We start from the raw sequence: 17,966 nt of genomic DNA on the forward strand, positions 1-17,966 counted from the left end.
GGGCGATGCTGCTGCGGATCCGCGCGTTGCTGGCCTCGCTGTGGGCCGGCGAGCTGCTGGCCGTGGCGCTGCTCGCGGCGCCGAACGCATTCGCGACCCTCGAGCGGGCCGCGGCCGGCAAGTACGTGGCGCGTCTGTTCGAGATGGATGCGCGTGTCGCGCTCGCCGCCGGCGTGCTGCTGATCCTGATGGAGCGGCGGCTGCACCGTGACGGCGTGGTCGGCGGTTCGGCGATGAGTCCGGATTTCTGGCTGCCCCTGCTGGCCATCGGCTGCACCGCGGCGGGCTTCTATGCGCTGCAGCCCTTGATGGAGGCGGCGCGGCAGGGGCAGGGCGCCTGGACCTTCCTGCAGCTGCATGCGGTGTCGCTGGCGCTCTTCGGGGTGAGAACCCTTGCCGTGCTGGCGCTGGCTTGGCAGGTGAGCCGGCCGGCCTCCCGCTGACCGCCGTCTTCCGTCCGCGGCGGGCCAGGAGGCTGCGAGGGCAAAAAGAAAGACGGCCCGCGGGCCGTCTTGTCGTTGGTGTCCAGGCGCGGCGCCGCCGACGCCATGTCGGGTTCAGCCTTGGCTGGCCTTCTTCACGCTGGTCTGGCGCGGCTTCTTGGCGCGCTTGACCTCACCGCCCTGGGTGACGCGCTGGTTGCCCAGGACCGTGACCTTCTTGATCTGCGGGCGGTTGTTGCCGCTCTTCGAGAACTTCACGATCTTGACGACCTTGGGTGCCGAGCGGGCATCGTCCCGGGTGGCGGCCTTTTCCTTCTCCGGGACCGGGCGCCACAGGATGAGCAGCTTGCCGATGTGCTGGATGGGCGCGGCGTCGAGTTCCTCGGCCAGGGTGGCGAGGATGGCCTCGCGACCTTCACGGTCGTCGGACATCACGCGCACCTTGATGAGTCCGTGGGACGTGAGCGCGTGGTCGACCTCCTTGGTGACGGCGGCCGTCAGGCCATCGCCGCCTATCATCACCACGGGGTCCAGGTGATGAGCGTCGGCGCGTTTTTCCTTGCGCTGGGCAGGGGTCAATTGAATAGCAGGCATCTGCTTATTATCGGTGCAATGAAAGTCGATACCAAAAGCAAGAAGGTGAACAAGGCGTGGTTGAACAACCACGTCAACGATCCTTACGTCAAATTGGCCCAGAAAGAGGGCTATCGCTCACGGGCGGCCTACAAGCTCAAGGAGATCGACGAGGAGTTCCAGTTGATCCGCCCGGGTCAGGTGGTGGTCGATCTCGGCGCGTGCCCCGGTGCATGGAGCCAGTACCTGCGCCGCCGTTTCGCGCCCAAGGAGGCGGGCGCCGGCGGCGCCGCCGTGGGCGAACTGAACGGACGCATCATCGCGCTGGACCTGCTGGAGTTCGAGCCGATCGAGGGCGTGGAGTTCGTCCAGGGCGATTTCCGCGAGAGCGAGGTGCTGGCCCGGCTCGAGGGCATGCTCGACGGCAGGAAGGTGGACCTTGTCGTGTCGGACATGGCGCCCAACCTGTCGGGCATCGAAAGCACCGATGCGGCGCGCATGGAGCATCTGATCGAACTCGCGCTGGACTTTTCCCAACAACACCTGAAGCCGGAAGGCGCGCTGGTTGCCAAGGTGTTCCACGGCAGCGGCTATGACCAGCTGGTGCATGCCTTCCGGGCGCAGTTCAAGCGGGTGAAGACCGCCAAGCCGAAGGCGTCGCGGGAAAGATCGGCGGAGAACTTCCTCGTCGGTATCGGACTGAAGAAGGCTTGAGCGCGGTGGAAAGAAGTTCGGCATCCGGTTGGAATGGCGCCGTGCGGCCGGCCGGACGAGGCCGAAATCGACTGAAAGCGCGATGAGGCGTCAAAGTCAGGGGCGCTTCGACCGGTCCGCCGGCAGGGCGCGTGGCAATATCTATCGTGGTGTATGGGAATGCCAATCAGGTCTGGGGACTTGACTGGCCTAGAATCCTCCCCATATGCCGTGAAAGTCCGCTGCCTGAGGCTGTATTCATGGGCATGCGGTGATGGAATGACAAAGGAGTCGCGGTGAACAATCAGTGGTTCTCGAAAGTGGCTGTATGGATGGTGATCGCCCTGGTGCTGTTCACTGTCTTCAAGCAGTTCGATCGCAGCGCAACCCAGGGGAATCCGATCGTCTACTCTGACTTCCTCGATGAAGTCCGTGCGAAACGCATCAAGCAGGTCACGCTGCAGGAAACCCAGGCGGGGACGGAAATCGTGGCGCAGACCAGCGATGGCAACAAGCTGCGCACGACCGCCCCGTACATGGATCGGGGCCTGATCGGTGACCTGATCAACAACGGTGTTAAGTTCGACGCCAAGCCGCGGGAAGAACCCTCGGTGCTGATGAACATCCTGCTCAGCTGGGGCCCGATGCTCCTGCTGATCGCCGTGTGGGTGTACTTCATGCGCCAGATGCAGGGCGGCGGCAAGGGCGGCGCGTTCAGCTTCGGCAAGTCGAAGGCGCGCATGCTCGACGAGGCCAACAACACCACGACCTTCGCCGACGTCGCCGGGTGCGACGAGGCCAAGGAAGAGGTCAAGGAGCTGGTCGACTTCCTGAAGGACCCGCAGAAGTTCCAGAAGCTGGGCGGCCGGATCCCGCGCGGCGTGCTGCTGGTCGGCCCTCCGGGGACCGGCAAGACGCTGCTGGCCAAGGCCATCGCCGGCGAGGCCAAGGTCCCGTTCTTCACGATCTCCGGCTCCGACTTCGTCGAGATGTTCGTCGGCGTGGGCGCGGCCCGCGTGCGCGACATGTTCGAGCAGGCCAAGAAGAGCGCCCCGTGCATCATCTTCGTTGACGAAATCGACGCGGTCGGCCGTCATCGCGGTGCGGGCCTGGGCGGCGGCAACGACGAACGCGAGCAGACCCTCAACCAGATGCTGGTCGAGATGGACGGCTTCGACACCAACCTGGGCGTCATCGTGATGGCCGCGACCAACCGTCCGGACATCCTGGATCCGGCGCTGCTGCGTCCGGGCCGTTTCGACCGCCAGGTCTACGTGACGCTGCCGGACGTGCGTGGTCGCGAGCAGATCCTGAACGTCCACATGCGCAAGGTGCCGGTCGGTCAGGACGTGCGTGCCGACATCCTGGCACGCGGCACCCCGGGCTTCTCGGGCGCCGATCTGGCCAACCTGGTCAACGAGGCCGCGCTGTTCGCTGCCCGCCGCAGCGGCCGGGTCGTCGACATGCAGGACTTCGAGAAGGCCAAGGACAAGATCATGATGGGCCCCGAGCGGAAGTCCATGGTCATGCCCGAGGAAGAGCGCAAGAACACCGCGTACCACGAGGCCGGTCATGCGCTGGTGGCGCGCCTGCTACCCAAGACGGATCCGGTGCACAAGGTGACGGTGATCCCGCGGGGTCGCGCCCTGGGCGTGACGATGCAGCTGCCGGAAGGCGACCGCTACAGCATGGACAAGGAGCGCATGCTGTCGACGATCTCCGTGCTGTTCGGCGGTCGTATCGCTGAAGAAGTCTTCATGAACCAGATGACGACCGGCGCCAGCAACGACTTCGAGCGCGCCACCGCCATCGCCCGCGACATGGTCACCCGCTACGGCATGACCGACGAGCTGGGCCCCATGGTCTATGCCGACAATGAAGGGGAAGTCTTCCTGGGCCGCTCGGTCACGAAGACGACCAACATGTCGGAGGAGACGATGCGCAAGGTCGACCAGGAGATCCGCAAGATCATCGACGAGCAGTACACGACGGCCCGCGACCTGATCGAAGGCAACAAGGACAAGATGCACGCGATGGCGACGGCGCTGCTCGAATGGGAAACCATCGACGCCGAGCAGATCAACGACATCATGGAAGGTCGCCCGCCGCGTCCGCCCAAGGACTGGACGCCGCCGGCCAACAAGCCGGACAACGGTGGCACCCCCGCGGTCGCCACGGGCAGCGCTCCGGCAGCCGCTTGATGCGGCCCCCGCCAGTGAGCCCGTGAGGGCGCCTGGCGGTTGATTGATCCTCGAAAGGCCGGTCTTGTGACCGGCCTTTCTGCTTGTGCGATCGCCCTCGCCCAGCCTCGCGGGTTCTTTCAGGCTTGCGTCATACTTGTCGTCTGGCGTGGCAGTCCATGGCGCATCGAGCGCGCGACCGCGCCGTCGACACTCAGCCGCCCATGATTTCTCCTTCCATCTGGCAGACCACGCGCTTCGACCTCGATCTGGCGGAGCGGCCGTTGGTCATGGGCATCGTCAACGTGACGCCCGATTCCTTCTCGGACGGCGGCCAACACGCCGACGCCCTGGGCGCGATCAATTTCTGTGAGCGCCTGCTCGGCGAGGGCGTCGACATCCTCGACCTGGGCGGTGAATCGACGCGCCCCGGTGCCCCCCGGCTCGATGTGGACGAGGAATGGCAACGACTGGAGCCGGTGCTGCGTGCCGCGCTGAACTTCGGCGTGCCGGTCTCGGTCGATACCTGCAAGACCGAGGTGATGCGTCGCGCGCTGGACCTGGGCGTCGACATCATCAACGACGTGCAGGCCCTGCGCGACGAGGGCGCCGACATGCTGCTGGCCGGGCACGGCAGCGCCGGGATCTGTCTGATGCACATGCGTGGTCAACCTGCGGGGATGCAGCAATTGACCGATTACGGCGACGTCGTCGACGAGGTGGCCGACTTCTTGCGGGAGCGTTTGCACCATCTGGTCGAGCGCGGTGTGGCGCCGGAGCGCATCACGCTCGATCCTGGCTACGGCTTCGCGAAGACGGTCGAGCAGAACCTCGAACTGCAACGTCGCCAGCGCGAGTTGCTGGCGTTGGGGCGGCCGCTGCTAATCGGCTGGTCGCGCAAGTCGACGCTCGGCGCGGTCACCGGCAAGGCGGTCGACGAGCGCATGCCGGCCAGCGTCGGCGCGGCATTGGCCGCGGTGGCGCTGGGCGCGCGCGTCGTGCGCGTGCACGACGTCGGCGCGACCGTCGACGCGCTCAAGGTCTGGCAAGCCTTCGGAGGGCCTCAAGGCTGAAGGTTCGTGCTCCCCCGAGGGAGCGGGGGCGCGGGCGAGCAGCGACCACCTCGGCATCGGCGACAATCTGCGAATTCAAGATCGAGAAGTCGCAGGAGATCGCCTCAATGAGCCGAAAGTATTTCGGAACCGACGGAATCCGTGGAACCGTGGGCCGCACGCCCATCACGCCGGATTTCATGTTGCGGCTGGGACATGCGGTGGGTCGTGTGCTCAAGCGCAGCTACGCCAAGCCCAGCGTGCTGATCGGCAAGGACACCCGCATCTCCGGCTACATGCTGGAGTCCGCGCTGGAGGCCGGCTTCGCATCCGCCGGGGTCAACGTGCTGCTGACCGGTCCGCTGCCGACGCCCGGCGTCGCCTACCTCACCCGTGCGCTGCGTCAGCATCTGGGCGTGGTGATCTCGGCGTCGCACAACCCCTTCGCCGACAACGGCATCAAGTTCTTCTCGTCCAAGGGCGAAAAGCTGCCCGATGCCTGGGAACTGGACGTCGAGGCCGTGCTGGACGAGCCGCCGGTCTGGGTCGATTCCGCCAGCCTGGGCCGTGCCCGGCGCCTGGACGATGCGCAGGGCCGCTACATCGAGTTCTGCAAGGCCAGCTTCAGCAGCGATCTCAGCCTGCGCGGCATGAAGCTCGTGGTCGATGCGGCGAACGGCGCGGCTTACCAGGTCGCGCCATCCGTGTTCCATGAGCTCGGCGCCGAACTCATCGCGATCGGCAACAAGCCCGACGGCTACAACATCAACGACAAGGTCGGCGCCACCGCGCCCGAGGCCCTGGTCGCCGCGGTCAAGGAGCACCAGGCCGACTACGGCATCGCGCTCGACGGCGACGCCGACCGTCTGCAGATGGTCGACGGCGAAGGTCGCCTCTACAACGGCGACGAGCTGCTCTACGTGATGGTCGCGGACCGGCTGGCCCGCGGCGAGCGCGTTCCCGGCGCGGTCGGCACGCTGATGACGAACATGGCGGTCGAACTGGCGCTGCGTCAGCGCGATGTCGAGTTCGTCCGCGCCAAGGTCGGCGACCGCTACGTGCTGGAGGAACTGGCCGCCCGCGGTTGGCAACTGGGCGGGGAGGGCTCCGGCCACCTGCTCTCGCTGGATCGTCACACGACCGGCGACGGCATCGTCAGCAGCCTGCTGGTGCTGGAGGCCGTCTGCCGCAGTGGTCGCCGCCTGGCGGACCTGCTGGACGGCGTCACGCTGTTCCCGCAGACGCTGATCAATGTCCGCCTGCAGGCGGATCACCAGGACTGGAAGAGCAATCCGGCGCTCGCCCGCGTCGAGGCCGAAGTCACGGCCGAGTTGGGCGACCGGGGGCGCGTGCTGATCCGCAAGTCGGGCACCGAACCGTTGCTGCGGGTCATGGTCGAGGCCAGCGATGCCGACCTCGCGCAGCGCTGCGCCGAGCGTCTGGCGGACGCCATCCGCGGCGGCTGACCCTCTCCACCGACCAAAAAAGAAGGGCCGCCGACGCGGAAGCGTCCGCGGCCCAATTTGCATTGGTCGGGTCGCGTCGAGCGCGACTCTTCGGGGTATTCCCTCACCTCCGGTAGGCTAGGGAACAAAGATGACAGCGGGGTGAATCGAATATGACAATGCTCGTTCGACGCCCCGCCAAGGCCCGTTTCTCCTCTGGGCGCTCTACGTAACGGCATTTTTCCGGTTCACGGGCTGCGTCACGGATGTGTCACATTGAGGTCATAGCATCCGCTCCGTTCGCCAACCAACCCAAGCGATAGGACTGAATGATCATGAATCAACTGCGTGCTGGCCTGCTGTTCGCCGCCTGCGCCGCGATGTTCTCCGCGGCCCATGCTCAAGAAGTGACCGGTGCGGGTGCTTCGTTCCCGGCTCCCGTGTACGCCAAGTGGGCTGACGCCTACAACAAGGCCACCGGTGTCCGCATCAACTATCAATCGGTCGGTTCCGGCGCCGGCATCAAGCAGATCCAGGCCAAGACCGTCGACTTCGGCGCGTCCGACGCTCCCCTGAAGGACGACCAACTGGCCAAGGACGGCCTGGTCCAGTTCCCGACCGTGATCGGCGGCGTCGTGCCCGTGATCAACGTCAAGGGCATCAACCCCGGCCAGCTGAAGCTGGACGGCAAGGTCCTGGCCGACATCTACCTCGGCAAGATCACCAAGTGGAACGACCCCGCCATCGCCGCCCTGAACTCGGGCGTCGCGCTGCCGGACGCCGCCATCGCCGTGGTCCGTCGCGCCGACGGGTCGGGCACCAGCTTCCTGTTCACGAACTACCTGTCCAAGGTCAACCCCGAGTGGAAGGACAAGGTCGGTGAGGGCACGGCCGTGAACTGGCCGACCGGCGCCGGCGGCAAGGGCAACGAAGGCGTGTCGGCGTTCGTGACGCGCCTGCCGAACTCGATCGGTTACGTCGAGTACGCCTACGCCAAGCAGAACAAGATGACCTACGTGCTGCTGAAGAACGCGAGCGGCGCCTTCGTCAGCCCGAGCGACGACGCCTTCAAGGCCGCCGCCGCCGGCGCCAAGTGGGACCAGTCGTTCTACCAGGTGCTGACCGAGCAGGCTGGCAAGGACAGCTGGCCCATCACCGGCGCCACCTTCATCCTGATGCACGTCGCCCAGGACAAGCCGGCCCAGGCCGCCGCCGCCCTGAAGTTCTTCGACTGGGCCTACACCCAGGGCGACAAGATGGCCGACGATCTGGACTACGTGCCGCTGCCGGCCAGCGTCAAGGACCTGGTCCGCAAGCAGTGGGCGGCCAGCGTGAAGGACGGTTCGGGCAAGGCGGTCAGCTTCAAGTGATCGTCTCCTGACGCAGACGGCCCGGTGCTCTCCCTGAGGACACCGGGCTTTCGCACAGGACCTCGAGAAGATCTCGACACAGACGTCGTGACGGACGCGTCGGACCGGCCGGAGGAGGCGGGCGGCGCGCCAGGATTCCAAACACTCCAGCGGAGGCCCCGTGGCCGCAATACTTCCAGCCCATTCCATTGACCGAGAGCGCGGCGAGGAGCGCGTCAAGCCCGGTGGCAGCCCGACGCCGCGACGCCGTGTCGCGCCCTGGGCCGACGCGGTGTTCTCGCTGCTGACGCATGGCGCGGCCTGGCTGACGCTGGCGTTGCTGGCGGGCATCATCGGCTCGCTGCTGATCGGCGCGGCGCCCGCGATCAAGCAGTTCGGCCTGAACTTCCTGATCACCGCGGAATGGGATCCGACCAAGGAGCAGTTCGGCGGCCTCGTGATGATCTACGGCACGCTGATGACCTCGTTCATCGCGCTGCTGATCGCCGTGCCGGTGAGCTTCGGCATCGCGCTGTTCCTGACTGAACTCTCCCCGGGCTGGCTGCGCCGCCCGCTGGGCATCGCCATCGAGCTGCTGGCCGCGGTCCCCTCGATCGTCTACGGCATGTGGGGCCTGCTGGTGTTCGGCCCCATCCTCGCCACCTATGTGCAGCAGCCGCTGCAGTCGCTGTTCGGCGGCATCCCCTACCTGGGCGCGCTGGTGTCCGGCCCGCCGGTGGGCATCGGCATCCTGTCGGCCGGCATCATCCTGGCGATCATGATCATCCCGTTCATCGCCTCGGTGATGCGCGACGTGTTCGCGGTCACGCCCGCGATGCTGAAGGAATCGGCCTACGGCCTGGGCTCCACGACCTGGGAAGTGGTCTGGAAGGTCGTCCTCCCGTACACCAAGACCGGCGTCGTCGGCGGCATCATGCTGGGACTGGGTCGCGCGCTGGGCGAGACCATGGCCGTCACCTTCGTGATCGGCAACATGAACCAGCTGAATTCGCTGTCGGTGTTCGAAGCCGCCAACAGCATCACCTCGGCGCTGGCCAACGAATTCGCCGAAGCCGGCGCGGGCCTGCACCAGGCCTCGCTGATCTACCTGGGCCTGGTCCTGTTCTTCATCACCTTCGTGGTGCTGGCGTTCTCCAAGGTCCTGCTCAACAAGCTGAAGAAGAACGAAGGAGCCCGCACATGAGCGCCACCGACGCCAAGCGCCTGGCGATGTACAAGAAGCGCCGGCGCATCAACACGATCGCGCTGTCGCTGTCCCTGGCCGCCATGGCCTTCGGGCTGGTCTGGCTGATCTGGATCCTGCTGGAGACGCTGATCCAGGGCGTGGGCGGCCTGACGATCGCGACCTTCACGCAGATGACGCCCGCGCCGATGTCCGAGGACGGCGGCCTGGCCAACGCGATCTACGGCTCGCTGGTGATGGTGGGCCTGGCGACCTGCATCGGCACGCCGATCGGCGTGCTGGCCGGCGTCTACCTGGCCGAGTACGGCCAGAAGACCTGGCTCGGCGCCGTCGTGCGCTTCATCAACGACATCCTGCTGTCGGCGCCGTCCATCGTCGTGGGCCTGTTCATCTACACGGTCGTCGTCACGCGCATGAAGTCGTTCTCGGCGCTGGCCGGCATTCTGGCGCTGGCGCTGATCGTGATCCCGGTGGTGATCCGCACGACGGAGAACATGCTGAGCCTGATCCCCAACGCGCTGCGCGAAGCCGCCTACGCGCTGGGCACGCCGAAGTGGAAGGTCATCATGACCGTCACGCTGAAGTCGGCCCGCGCCGGCGTGATCACCGGCGTGCTGCTGGCCCTGGCCCGCATCTCCGGCGAGACCGCGCCGCTGCTGTTCACCGCGCTGTCCAACCAGTTCTGGACCAGCTCCCTGGGCAGCCCGATGGCGAGCCTGCCGGTGACGATCTTCAAGTTCGCGATGAGCCCCTACGAGAACTGGCAGAAACTCGCCTGGGCGGGTGTCTTCATCATCACGATCGGCGTGCTGGTGCTGAACATCCTGGCGCGTGTGCTGTTCAAGGAAAAGCATTGACCGGTTGAGCCGCGTCGGGGTCCGATGGCCCCGGCGACTCACGATCCACGAATCCAACGAATCGAGAAACAACATGGACGTCAAAGTCGACATGCCGGTGACCGAGAAGGCGAAGCTCTCGGTGAAGAACCTGAACTTCTACTACGGCAGCTTCCACGCGCTGAAGAACATCAACCTGGACATCCCCGAGAACAAGGTGACCGCCTTCATCGGTCCGTCGGGATGCGGCAAGTCCACGCTGCTGCGCACGCTGAACCGCATGTTCCAGCTCTACCCCGAGCAGCGTGCCGAAGGCCAGATCCTGCTGGACGGCGAGGACATCCTCACCAGCAAGGAAGACGTCTCGCTGATCCGCGCCAAGGTCGGCATGGTGTTCCAGAAGCCGACGCCGTTCCCGATGTCGATCTACGACAACATCGCCTTCGGCGTGCGCCTGTTCGAGACGCTGTCGCGCGTCGAGATGGACGAACGCGTCGAATGGGCGCTGAAGAAGGCCGCGCTGTGGAACGAGGTCAAGGACAAGCTGAACCAGAGCGGTTCGGGCCTGTCGGGCGGCCAGCAGCAGCGCCTGTGCATCGCGCGCGGCATCGCGATCAAGCCGGAAGTCCTGCTGCTGGACGAGCCGTGCTCGGCGCTGGACCCGATCTCGACCGGCAAGATCGAGGAGCTCATCCATGAGCTCAAGCACGACTACACCGTCGCGATCGTGACCCACAACATGCAGCAGGCGGCGCGCTGCTCCGACTACACCGCCTACATGTACCTGGGCGACCTGATCGAATTCGGACCGACCGCGGAGCTCTTCATGAAGCCCAAGCGCAAGGACACGGAAGACTACATCACCGGTCGTTTCGGCTGATCAACGGGAGCACACACCATGACCGACAAGCATCTGTCTACCCAATTCGACGCCGAGCTGAGCGGCATCTCCACGCGCGTGCTCGAGATGGGCGGCCTGGTCGAATCCCAGGTGGCGCAGGCCGTCGAGGCGCTGGGCAGCTTCAGCGGCGACATCGCCAGCCACGTGCTCAAGCAGGAAGAGATCGTCAACACGATGGAGATCGAGATCGATCGCGACCTGTCGACGATCATCGCCCGCCGCCAGCCGACCGCGCGCGACCTGCGCCTGCTGATCGCCGTGTCCAAGACGATCGCCAACCTCGAGCGCGTCGGCGACGAGGCGGCCCGCATCGCCCGCACCGTGCAGCGCCTGATCAACACCGGCGTGTCGAGCCGGCTGCGCCTGCCGATGTCGGACCTGTCGTACGAGGCCGAGCTGGCCACGGCGCAGCTGCGCAAGGCGCTGGACGCGTTCGCGCGCCTGGACGTCGACCGCGCGCTGGAAGTGCTGAAGGCCGACGACCAGATCGACAAGGAGTTCGACGGCCTGATGCGCAAGCTCATCACCTACATGATGGAAGACCCGCGCACCATCTCGTCGTCGATCGACCTCGTGTTCGTCGCCAAGGCGATCGAGCGCGTCGGCGACCATGCCAAGAATCTCGCCGAAGTCATCATCTACGTGGTCAAGGGCACCGACGTCCGTCACAACACGCCGGACGCCGTCGAGAACATGGTGCGCTGAGCACCGACTAGCGATCACCCGTCCGGCCCGCCCGCCACGGGCGTCCCGGCGGGACCCAATAAGAGGAGTTACCCCGCATGAGTCGCATCCTGGTCGTCGAGGACGAATCCGCCATCGCCGAGCTGATCTCCATCAACCTGCGTCACGCCGGTTACGAGGTGACGCTGGCCGGCAACGCCGAGCAGGCGCAGCTGGAAGTGGATCGCGTGCTGCCTGATCTGGTCGTGCTCGACTGGATGTTGCCGGGTCAGACCGGCCTGGCGCTGGCGCGCCAGTGGCGCGGTGCCGCCCGTACCCGCGAGCTGCCCATCATCCTGCTGACCGCGCGCGCCGAAGAGGTCGACAAGGTGTCCGGACTGGACGCCGGCGCGGACGACTATCTGACCAAGCCGTTCTCGACGAACGAGCTGCTCGCGCGCATCCGCGCGGTGCTGCGCCGCAAGGCGCCCGAGGCGCTGGACACGGCCGTGGAGGTCGGCGGCCTGGTGCTCGATCCGGGCACGCGTCGCGTCAGCCGCGAGGGCGTCGAGGTGAAGCTCGGTCCGACCGAGTTCCGCCTGCTGCACTTCTTCATGACGCACCCGGAGCGCGTACACAGCCGCTCGCAGCTGCTGGACCGCGTCTGGGGCGACCACGTGTTCATCGAGGAACGCACCGTGGACGTCCACGTCAAGCGCCTGCGCGAGGCGCTCGAGAAGGTGAGCTGCGCGCGCATGATCGAGACCGTCCGTGGCGCCGGCTACCGGTTGACCCAGCAGAGCAGCGCCCTGTCGGCCTGAGGACGCATCCATGGCATGGATGTTGTCTCGCGTCCTGATGCTGGTGCTGGGCACCGGCGTCGCGGGCGGCTTGGGGTACTGGCTGGGCGAATGGACGGGGATGCCGCAGCTGGCGGCGGCGCTGGCCGCGGCGGCGGCGGTCATCCTGATGGCGGTGTGGGACGCGGCCCGGGCGCACCGGCTCGTGACCTGGCTGCGCGGCGAGCAGAAGGACGATGCGCCGCGTGTCGGCGGCCTGTGGGGCGAGATGGCCTACCGGGTCGAGCGCGGTCTGCGCGACCGCGAGCGCCGCTACGAGCGCGAGCGCCAGCAGCTCGAGCAGTTCCTGCTGGCGATCGAGGCCTCGCCCAACGGGGTGATCCTGCTCGACGGGCAGGACCACATCCAGTGGTGCAACGTGGTCGCGGGCGACCATTTCTCGCTGGATCCACAGCGCGACAAGCTGCAGCGCATCACCAACCTGGTCCGTTATCCGGCGTTCGTCTCCTATCTCCAGAACGGCAACTTCCAGCAGCCGCTGACGCTGACCAACACCCGCGCGAAATCGACGCTGCAGGTGCTGGTGCGCGATTACGGCGTGGGCGGGGAGTCGCGCAAGCTGGTGCTGTCCTTGGATGTGACCGACCGGGAGCGCAACGAGGCGATGCGGCGCGACTTCGTCGCCAACGTCTCGCATGAGATCCGCACGCCGCTGACGGTGCTGGCGGGCTTCATCGAGACGATGGCGAGCCTGCAGCTGACCGAGGCCGAGCGCAAGCGGGTGCTGCACCTGATGCAGCAGCAGACGACACGCATGCAGACGCTGGTCGGCGACCTGCTGACGCTGGCGCAACTCGAAGGCAGCCCGCGGCCGGGCGCGGATCACTGGATCTCGCTGGATCCGCTGCTGCAACGCATCGGCGCGGACGCGCAGGCCTTGTCGAACGGGCGGCACGAACTCGTCTGTGAGCGCCAGACCGGCGTGGAGCTGGCGGGCATCGAGACGGAGATCCTCAGTTCCATCGCCAACCTGGTGAGCAACGCGGTGCGCTACACGCCGGAAGGCGGTCGCATCGAACTGCAATGGCGCTGGCTGCCGGACAACGGCGGAGAGATCGCGGTGATCGACAACGGGCCGGGCATCGCGCGCGAGCACCTGCCGCGCCTCACGGAACGCTTCTATCGCGTCGACGGCAGCCGCTCGCGCGACACCGGCGGCACCGGGCTGGGACTGTCGATCGTCAAGCACGTCGTGCAGCGCCATGGCGGTGAACTGCGCATCGAGAGCGAGCCCGGGAAGGGCTCCAAGTTCAGGCTGCTGTTCCCCGCAGCGCGGGTACGGCTGGTTGATGCGACGGCGATGGGCGATGAAGCGGCACCCGCTTTGCTGGCAGGGCGCGACGAGCTCTGATTCCTGCGGCGATCAGCGCGCTTGGCCGCGGATGCATGGGGCCTTGCCGGCAAGCGGCAAAACCCCAAGCATCCCCGTCCCTGAACGACCGAGGACTTTCCCGGTCCGGGATCGAGAACTTCTTGGCGTCTCGGGTCAGCGATCTTTCTGCATGACCAGGTAGGTGCCGGAACGGTCGGTGGGTCGTCGGACCACGCCCAGCACGCGCCAGCCACTCGGCGGCATCGGCGTGCTCTCGGCCTGCACCGTGATCGCGACGGGGCAGGTCGTGCTGTTCAGGTCCTGCGTCGCATCGACCTTCCAGTGGCCTTGGAACTCGAAGGCCGCCAAGGCATGCATCGGCAGGCCCGGCGCGGCGATGCAGTCGACCGGGGTCGGCAGGTGCGCCGCGATGCGGTCGATCAGCGGCATGTTGCTGCGCGCGTAGTTCAGCGTGTGCAGTCCCAGCGTCATCGCCAGCAGCCAGGCCAGCGCCACGCCGCCCGCGGGCAGCGCGAGACTCTTCCAGATCGCATGGCGGTGGCGCGCGGTGCGCCAGCGCACCAGCCACAGCCAGGCCAGCGTGCCCAGCACGGCCGCCACGAAGGTCAGCAGGCTGAATTGCGGCTCGTACCCCTGCGCCAGCTTGCGGACGTTGGCCAGCAGCTTGGCCGGCCAGCCGATCTGCAGTGCCATGTAGTACAGCCACAGGAAGATCGCCCCGACGGTGAAGAAGAAGACCGAGAACCAGTCGAGCAGGGCGCTCGCGCTGCGCTGGAAGGTCGGCAGCGCGAAGCTCGCCAGCACGGCCAGCGGCGGCAGCGCGAGCAGCATGGCGCGGTCGTCGGCCCCCATCAGCAGGCTGGTCAGCAAGGGCACCAGCGAGGCCAGCAGCGGCACCGACAGGTGACGGCGCATCAGGTGCGAACGCCAGCGCCACAGCGACCAGGCCGCCAGCGGCCACACCGGCCAGCAGAACCAGCCCAGGAGCCGCAACCAGTCGAGCACGCTGCGTTCGCTGGCCTTCACGCGCCAGGCCCAGCCGTGCATCGGCCAGGCCACCAGGGCGGCCAGGACCATCGCGGCCAGGATCCAGGGCAGGAACTTGCGCGCATCCTCGTAGGTCGAGCGGAAGCAGAGCCACAACGCGCCGACGGCCAGCGCGAGCGCGACGGCGGGCGCGCCGCTGGTGGCGAGCACCGGCAGCGCGATCAGCATCGCCGTGCGGGCCTTCCAGGCGCGGAACGGCAGCGCCGAGAGGCTGTAGACGAAGAGCGTGATGCCGAGCAGCTGGAGGATCTCCGGCGTGATCTCATGGCCCAGGCGCAGCAGCCCGAGGCTGGCGATCAGCGCGAGCAGGCAGCCGTCGGCCATGGCGCGGGCGTAGTCGACCGCGTGAGCCTCGCCGCCGAAGGCGAAGGCGACCGGTTGGGCGGCCTCGGTGCGCGCCAGGTGCAGGCAGCTGTACCAGGCCAGCGCCAACACGGCGGCCAGCATCAGTCCGAATGGAATGCGCGCTGCGACGGAGGGATCGAGGAAGGGGAGCAGCTTGACGCCGAACGCGCCGACCCAGTACGGCAGCAAGCCCCCGTCCGCCGGCAGGCCCGCGATCGCGGGCTGCAGCCACGGTGCGTGGCCCTGCGCGATGCTGGCGATGAAGCCGAAGGCGGTGAGATCGGCATTGCGCCAGGGGTCGCGACCGAACAGGCCGGGCAGCACATAGGCCGCGCACAGCAGCAGCAGGGCCCAGCGCGGGATCGGGTGCGTGCTTCGCTCGGCCACGACGGCCGGGGTGGGCAGATTCATGCGCGTCTGTCTCGTTGTCTTTGTGGATGCCGGTGCGCATCATGCCGCAGCTTCGCCGGGTCCAGGACGAGTCTCCTGACAGTGCACGGTAAAGGGGGACGAAGAGGCGGCACCGAGGGCGAAGGGTTCGCGCGGGCGCCACCGGACGCGCCATGAAAAAAGGCAGCCGAGGAGGCTGCCTTCTTTGCCGGGACCGGATCAGATCCGGTCGGGGAGGGCCGTTCAGGCCTTCTTGCGCAGGTTCGCAAACTTGTTGCGGAACTTCTCGACGCGACCGCCGAGGCTGTCGACGCTCTTCTGCGTGCCCGTGTAGAACGGGTGGGATTCGCTGGAGGTTTCCAGCTTGACCAGCGGCAGTTCGCGGCCGTCGTCCAGCTTGATCGATTCCTTCGTCTGCACCGTCGAGCGGATCACGAATTGGGAACCATTGGACTGGTCAACGAAGACCACGTCGCGATAGTTGGGGTGAATGCCTTCTTTGGCCATTTGAAAATCCTCGCTGCAGTGCCGCCAGCCACACTGCCCCTTGCAGCGCACTTGTCGACAGCGGAAAAACGCGGAGTATAGCTGAAATGAGAGAAGCCGCCCAGAGGCGGCTCCTTTGAAGTCCTGCGAAGAGCTCCCCGGCTGCTGCGCGCGAGACGCGCATCAGCCTTCGATCGGCGTCGGACAGGCCGCAGGGCCTGTCCTCGGTCCGATCTCAGCCTCCACGTCTCATCATGTCGAAGAAATCGTGGTTGTTCTTCGAGGACTTCATCTTGTCGAGGATGAACTCCATCGCCTCGATCTCGTCCATCGGGTACAGCAGCTTGCGCAGGATCCAGGCCTTCTGGAGGATTTCCGGCTTGAGCAGCAGCTCCTCGCGGCGGGTGCCCGACTTGTTCAGCAGGATCGACGGATAGACGCGCTTCTCGGCCATGCGACGGTCCAGATGGATTTCGCAGTTGCCGGTGCCCTTGAACTCTTCGTAGATCACCTCGTCCATCTTGGAACCGGTGTCCACCAGCGCGGTGCCGATGATGGTCAGCGAGCCGCCTTCCTCGATGTTGCGCGCGGCGCCGAAGAAGCGCTTGGGGCGCTGCAGGGCGTTCGCGTCCACGCCGCCGGTCAGCACCTTGCCGGAGCTGGGCAGCACGTTGTTGTAGGCGCGGGCCAGGCGGGTGATCGAGTCCAGCAGGATGATCACGTCCTTGCGCAGTTCCACCAGGCGCTTGGCGCGCTCGATGACCATTTCCGCGACCTGCACGTGACGCGCGGCCGGTTCGTCGAAGGTGGAGCTGATGACCTCGCCGCGCACGGTGCGCTGCATCTCGGTCACTTCCTCGGGGCGTTCGTCCACCAGCAGCACCATCAGGTGGGCGTCGGGATAGTTGGCCGCGATCGAGTGCGCCAGATGCTGCATCATCATCGTCTTGCCCGACTTGGGCGGGGCGACGAGCAGCGCGCGCTGGCCTTTACCCAGCGGGGCGATCAGGTCGATGATCCGGCTGGTGATGTTGTCGTCGCCGCGGATGTCGCGCTCGAGCTTGAACTGCTCCTTCGGGAAGAGCGGCGTCAAGTTCTCGAACATGATCTTGTGCTTGGACTCCTCCGGCGTCAGGCCGTTGACGCGGTCCACCTTGACCAGCGCGAAGTAGCGCTCGCCGTCCTTGGGCACGCGCACTTCGCCTTCGACCATGTCGCCGGTGTGCAGGTTGAAGCGACGGATCTGGCTCGGGGACAGGTAGATGTCGTCCGTCGAGGCCATGTAGCTGGCCTCGGGCGAGCGCAGGAAGCCGAAGCCGTCTGGAAGGACTTCCAGCACGCCGTCGCCGAACACCTGCTCGCCGGCCTTGGCGCGCTTTTTCATGATCGCGAACATCAGCTCCTGCTTGCGCAGACGGGCGACGTTGTCGATCTCCAGCTCTTCGCCCATCTGGATCAGGGCGGAGACGTGAAGCGCCTTCAGTTCAGAAAGATGCATGGGGGGGTTGACCCGGTCTGTCGTCCAGAGCCTGCCAAGGCCAGAGACACAAACAACGGCGAGCCCAAGGGACGCGCATCCGCGTTGCTGCGGACTTGAGGAAAGCGTGGAGACTTGGGCGCCGAGTCCACGCGCTCACCCGGAAGATCGACGGCGCCTGGAAGACGTCGTTGAGCCCGGGAGGGCGTGGTGGCAAGTTGTTCGCCGGAGCCGCATGGGCCCCGACGAATGGAATCATTATAGGTTGGCGTCCAGGAAGGACGTCAACTGGGCCTTGGACAACGCGCCGACCTTGGTCGCGGCGAGCTGGCCGTCCTTGAACAGCATCAGGGTCGGGATGCCGCGGATGCCGAACTTGGCCGGCACTTCGCGGTTGTCGTCGACGTTCAGCTTGGCGATCTGCAGGCGGTCGCCGTAATCCTTGGCGACTTCGTCCAGGATGGGGGCGATCATCTTGCAAGGGCCGCACCACTCGGCCCAGTAGTCGACCAGCACGGGTTTGTCGGACTGGATGACGTCGCTGTCGAACGAGGCGTCGGAGATGTGTTTGATCTGTTCGCTGCTCATGGAGATGGTCCTTGCGTGATGTCCCTGCCGGGCGGATGCCACGGACGGGCGGCCAGCCGGGCGACAATGTGTACCGCCTCGGGGGCCACAGGGTTGCAGGG

At 66.4% G+C, this 17,966-nt stretch carries 17 protein-coding genes; 12 read left to right on the forward strand and 5 right to left on the reverse strand.

What is annotated here, in order from left to right:
• The first annotated feature begins 5 nt into the window (after positions 1 to 5).
• Complete coding sequence (locus tag AC07O8_RS18135; protein ID WP_495049362.1) at positions 6 to 443, forward strand: DUF4149 domain-containing protein; 438 nt, start codon at positions 6 to 8, stop codon at positions 441 to 443.
• A gap of 114 nt (positions 444 to 557) precedes the next feature.
• Here the strand turns inward: AC07O8_RS18135 and AC07O8_RS18140 are convergent, their stop codons facing one another.
• Positions 558 to 1,037, reverse strand: a complete 480-nt coding sequence (locus AC07O8_RS18140) for a YhbY family RNA-binding protein (RefSeq protein WP_495049363.1) — start codon at positions 1,035 to 1,037, stop codon at positions 558 to 560.
• An 18-nt stretch (positions 1,038 to 1,055) separates the two neighbouring features.
• Between AC07O8_RS18140 and AC07O8_RS18145 the strand changes: the two genes are divergently transcribed.
• From AC07O8_RS18145 to phoR, 11 genes are all read left to right on the forward strand, one after another.
• Positions 1,056 to 1,730 carry an RlmE family RNA methyltransferase gene (locus tag AC07O8_RS18145; protein ID WP_495049481.1) on the forward strand — a complete coding sequence of 225 codons (675 nt, stop codon included), beginning with the start codon at positions 1,056 to 1,058 and terminating at the stop codon, positions 1,728 to 1,730.
• Between the two features lie 275 nt (positions 1,731 to 2,005).
• Positions 2,006 to 3,910, forward strand: coding sequence for an ATP-dependent zinc metalloprotease FtsH (ftsH, locus tag AC07O8_RS18150; protein ID WP_495049364.1), 1,905 nt, complete (start codon positions 2,006 to 2,008; stop codon positions 3,908 to 3,910).
• 203 nt (positions 3,911 to 4,113) lie between these two features.
• Positions 4,114 to 4,962: a dihydropteroate synthase gene (gene folP, locus AC07O8_RS18155; RefSeq protein WP_495049365.1), complete on the forward strand. Its 849-nt coding sequence runs from the start codon at positions 4,114 to 4,116 to the stop codon at positions 4,960 to 4,962.
• 107 nt (positions 4,963 to 5,069) lie between these two features.
• Positions 5,070 to 6,407 carry a phosphoglucosamine mutase gene (gene glmM, locus AC07O8_RS18160; protein ID WP_297525767.1) on the forward strand — a complete coding sequence of 446 codons (1,338 nt, stop codon included), beginning with the start codon at positions 5,070 to 5,072 and terminating at the stop codon, positions 6,405 to 6,407.
• A gap of 314 nt (positions 6,408 to 6,721) precedes the next feature.
• A complete protein-coding gene (pstS, locus tag AC07O8_RS18165; RefSeq protein ID WP_495049366.1) occupies positions 6,722 to 7,756 on the forward strand; it encodes a phosphate ABC transporter substrate-binding protein PstS in 1,035 nt (344 codons plus the stop codon).
• A 169-nt stretch (positions 7,757 to 7,925) separates the two neighbouring features.
• A complete protein-coding gene (pstC, locus tag AC07O8_RS18170) occupies positions 7,926 to 8,939 on the forward strand; it encodes a phosphate ABC transporter permease PstC (protein ID WP_495049482.1) in 1,014 nt (337 codons plus the stop codon).
• Positions 8,936 to 9,796, forward strand: a complete 861-nt coding sequence (gene pstA / locus AC07O8_RS18175; RefSeq protein WP_297525765.1) for a phosphate ABC transporter permease PstA — start codon at positions 8,936 to 8,938, stop codon at positions 9,794 to 9,796. The genes pstC and pstA overlap by 4 nt, the downstream gene beginning before the upstream one ends.
• Before the next feature lie 73 nt (positions 9,797 to 9,869).
• Entirely contained in the window at positions 9,870 to 10,655 is a 786-nt protein-coding gene (gene pstB / locus AC07O8_RS18180; RefSeq protein WP_067270340.1) for a phosphate ABC transporter ATP-binding protein PstB, read from the forward strand.
• Between the two features lie 18 nt (positions 10,656 to 10,673).
• Complete coding sequence (gene phoU / locus AC07O8_RS18185; protein WP_067064277.1) at positions 10,674 to 11,381, forward strand: phosphate signaling complex protein PhoU; 708 nt, start codon at positions 10,674 to 10,676, stop codon at positions 11,379 to 11,381.
• 77 nt (positions 11,382 to 11,458) lie between these two features.
• On the forward strand, positions 11,459 to 12,160 hold the full coding sequence (phoB, locus tag AC07O8_RS18190; RefSeq protein ID WP_088406639.1) for a phosphate regulon transcriptional regulator PhoB: 702 nt from the start codon (positions 11,459 to 11,461) through the stop codon (positions 12,158 to 12,160).
• A 10-nt stretch (positions 12,161 to 12,170) separates the two neighbouring features.
• The gene (gene phoR, locus AC07O8_RS18195) at positions 12,171 to 13,550 is read left to right on the forward strand and encodes a phosphate regulon sensor histidine kinase PhoR (RefSeq protein WP_495049367.1); all 1,380 of its coding nucleotides are present in this window, start codon (positions 12,171 to 12,173) and stop codon (positions 13,548 to 13,550) included.
• Between the two features lie 135 nt (positions 13,551 to 13,685).
• Here the strand turns inward: phoR and AC07O8_RS18200 are convergent, their stop codons facing one another.
• The 4 genes from AC07O8_RS18200 to trxA form a co-directional block, all read right to left on the reverse strand.
• Positions 13,686 to 15,335: a hypothetical protein gene (locus AC07O8_RS18200; protein ID WP_495049368.1), complete on the reverse strand. Its 1,650-nt coding sequence runs from the start codon at positions 15,333 to 15,335 to the stop codon at positions 13,686 to 13,688.
• A gap of 222 nt (positions 15,336 to 15,557) precedes the next feature.
• The gene (locus tag AC07O8_RS18205; RefSeq protein WP_297525758.1) at positions 15,558 to 15,821 is read right to left on the reverse strand and encodes a type B 50S ribosomal protein L31; all 264 of its coding nucleotides are present in this window, start codon (positions 15,819 to 15,821) and stop codon (positions 15,558 to 15,560) included.
• A gap of 214 nt (positions 15,822 to 16,035) precedes the next feature.
• Complete coding sequence (gene rho / locus AC07O8_RS18210; RefSeq protein ID WP_067270357.1) at positions 16,036 to 17,298, reverse strand: transcription termination factor Rho; 1,263 nt, start codon at positions 17,296 to 17,298, stop codon at positions 16,036 to 16,038.
• A 237-nt stretch (positions 17,299 to 17,535) separates the two neighbouring features.
• Positions 17,536 to 17,865 carry a thioredoxin TrxA gene (gene trxA, locus AC07O8_RS18215; protein WP_067270361.1) on the reverse strand — a complete coding sequence of 110 codons (330 nt, stop codon included), beginning with the start codon at positions 17,863 to 17,865 and terminating at the stop codon, positions 17,536 to 17,538.
• Between the last annotated feature and the right edge of the window lie 101 nt (positions 17,866 to 17,966).

Source organism: Roseateles sp. GW821-FHT09G09, from assembly GCF_059415965.1.

Coding starts and splice junctions, on each gene's coding strand:
- AC07O8_RS18135 (WP_495049362.1), top strand. CDS start 6: ATGCTGCTGCGGATCCGCGCGTTGCTGGCCTCGCTGTGGGCCGGCGAG.
- AC07O8_RS18140 (WP_495049363.1), bottom strand. CDS start 1,037: ATGCCTGCTATTCAATTGACCCCTGCCCAGCGCAAGGAAAAACGCGCC.
- AC07O8_RS18145 (WP_495049481.1), top strand. CDS start 1,056: ATGAAAGTCGATACCAAAAGCAAGAAGGTGAACAAGGCGTGGTTGAAC.
- folP (WP_495049365.1), top strand. CDS start 4,114: ATGATTTCTCCTTCCATCTGGCAGACCACGCGCTTCGACCTCGATCTG.
- glmM (WP_297525767.1), top strand. CDS start 5,070: ATGAGCCGAAAGTATTTCGGAACCGACGGAATCCGTGGAACCGTGGGC.
- pstS (WP_495049366.1), top strand. CDS start 6,722: ATGAATCAACTGCGTGCTGGCCTGCTGTTCGCCGCCTGCGCCGCGATG.
- pstA (WP_297525765.1), top strand. CDS start 8,936: ATGAGCGCCACCGACGCCAAGCGCCTGGCGATGTACAAGAAGCGCCGG.
- pstB (WP_067270340.1), top strand. CDS start 9,870: ATGGACGTCAAAGTCGACATGCCGGTGACCGAGAAGGCGAAGCTCTCG.
- phoU (WP_067064277.1), top strand. CDS start 10,674: ATGACCGACAAGCATCTGTCTACCCAATTCGACGCCGAGCTGAGCGGC.
- phoB (WP_088406639.1), top strand. CDS start 11,459: ATGAGTCGCATCCTGGTCGTCGAGGACGAATCCGCCATCGCCGAGCTG.
- phoR (WP_495049367.1), top strand. CDS start 12,171: ATGGCATGGATGTTGTCTCGCGTCCTGATGCTGGTGCTGGGCACCGGC.
- AC07O8_RS18200 (WP_495049368.1), bottom strand. CDS start 15,335: ATGAATCTGCCCACCCCGGCCGTCGTGGCCGAGCGAAGCACGCACCCG.
- AC07O8_RS18205 (WP_297525758.1), bottom strand. CDS start 15,821: ATGGCCAAAGAAGGCATTCACCCCAACTATCGCGACGTGGTCTTCGTT.
- rho (WP_067270357.1), bottom strand. CDS start 17,298: ATGCATCTTTCTGAACTGAAGGCGCTTCACGTCTCCGCCCTGATCCAG.
- trxA (WP_067270361.1), bottom strand. CDS start 17,865: ATGAGCAGCGAACAGATCAAACACATCTCCGACGCCTCGTTCGACAGC.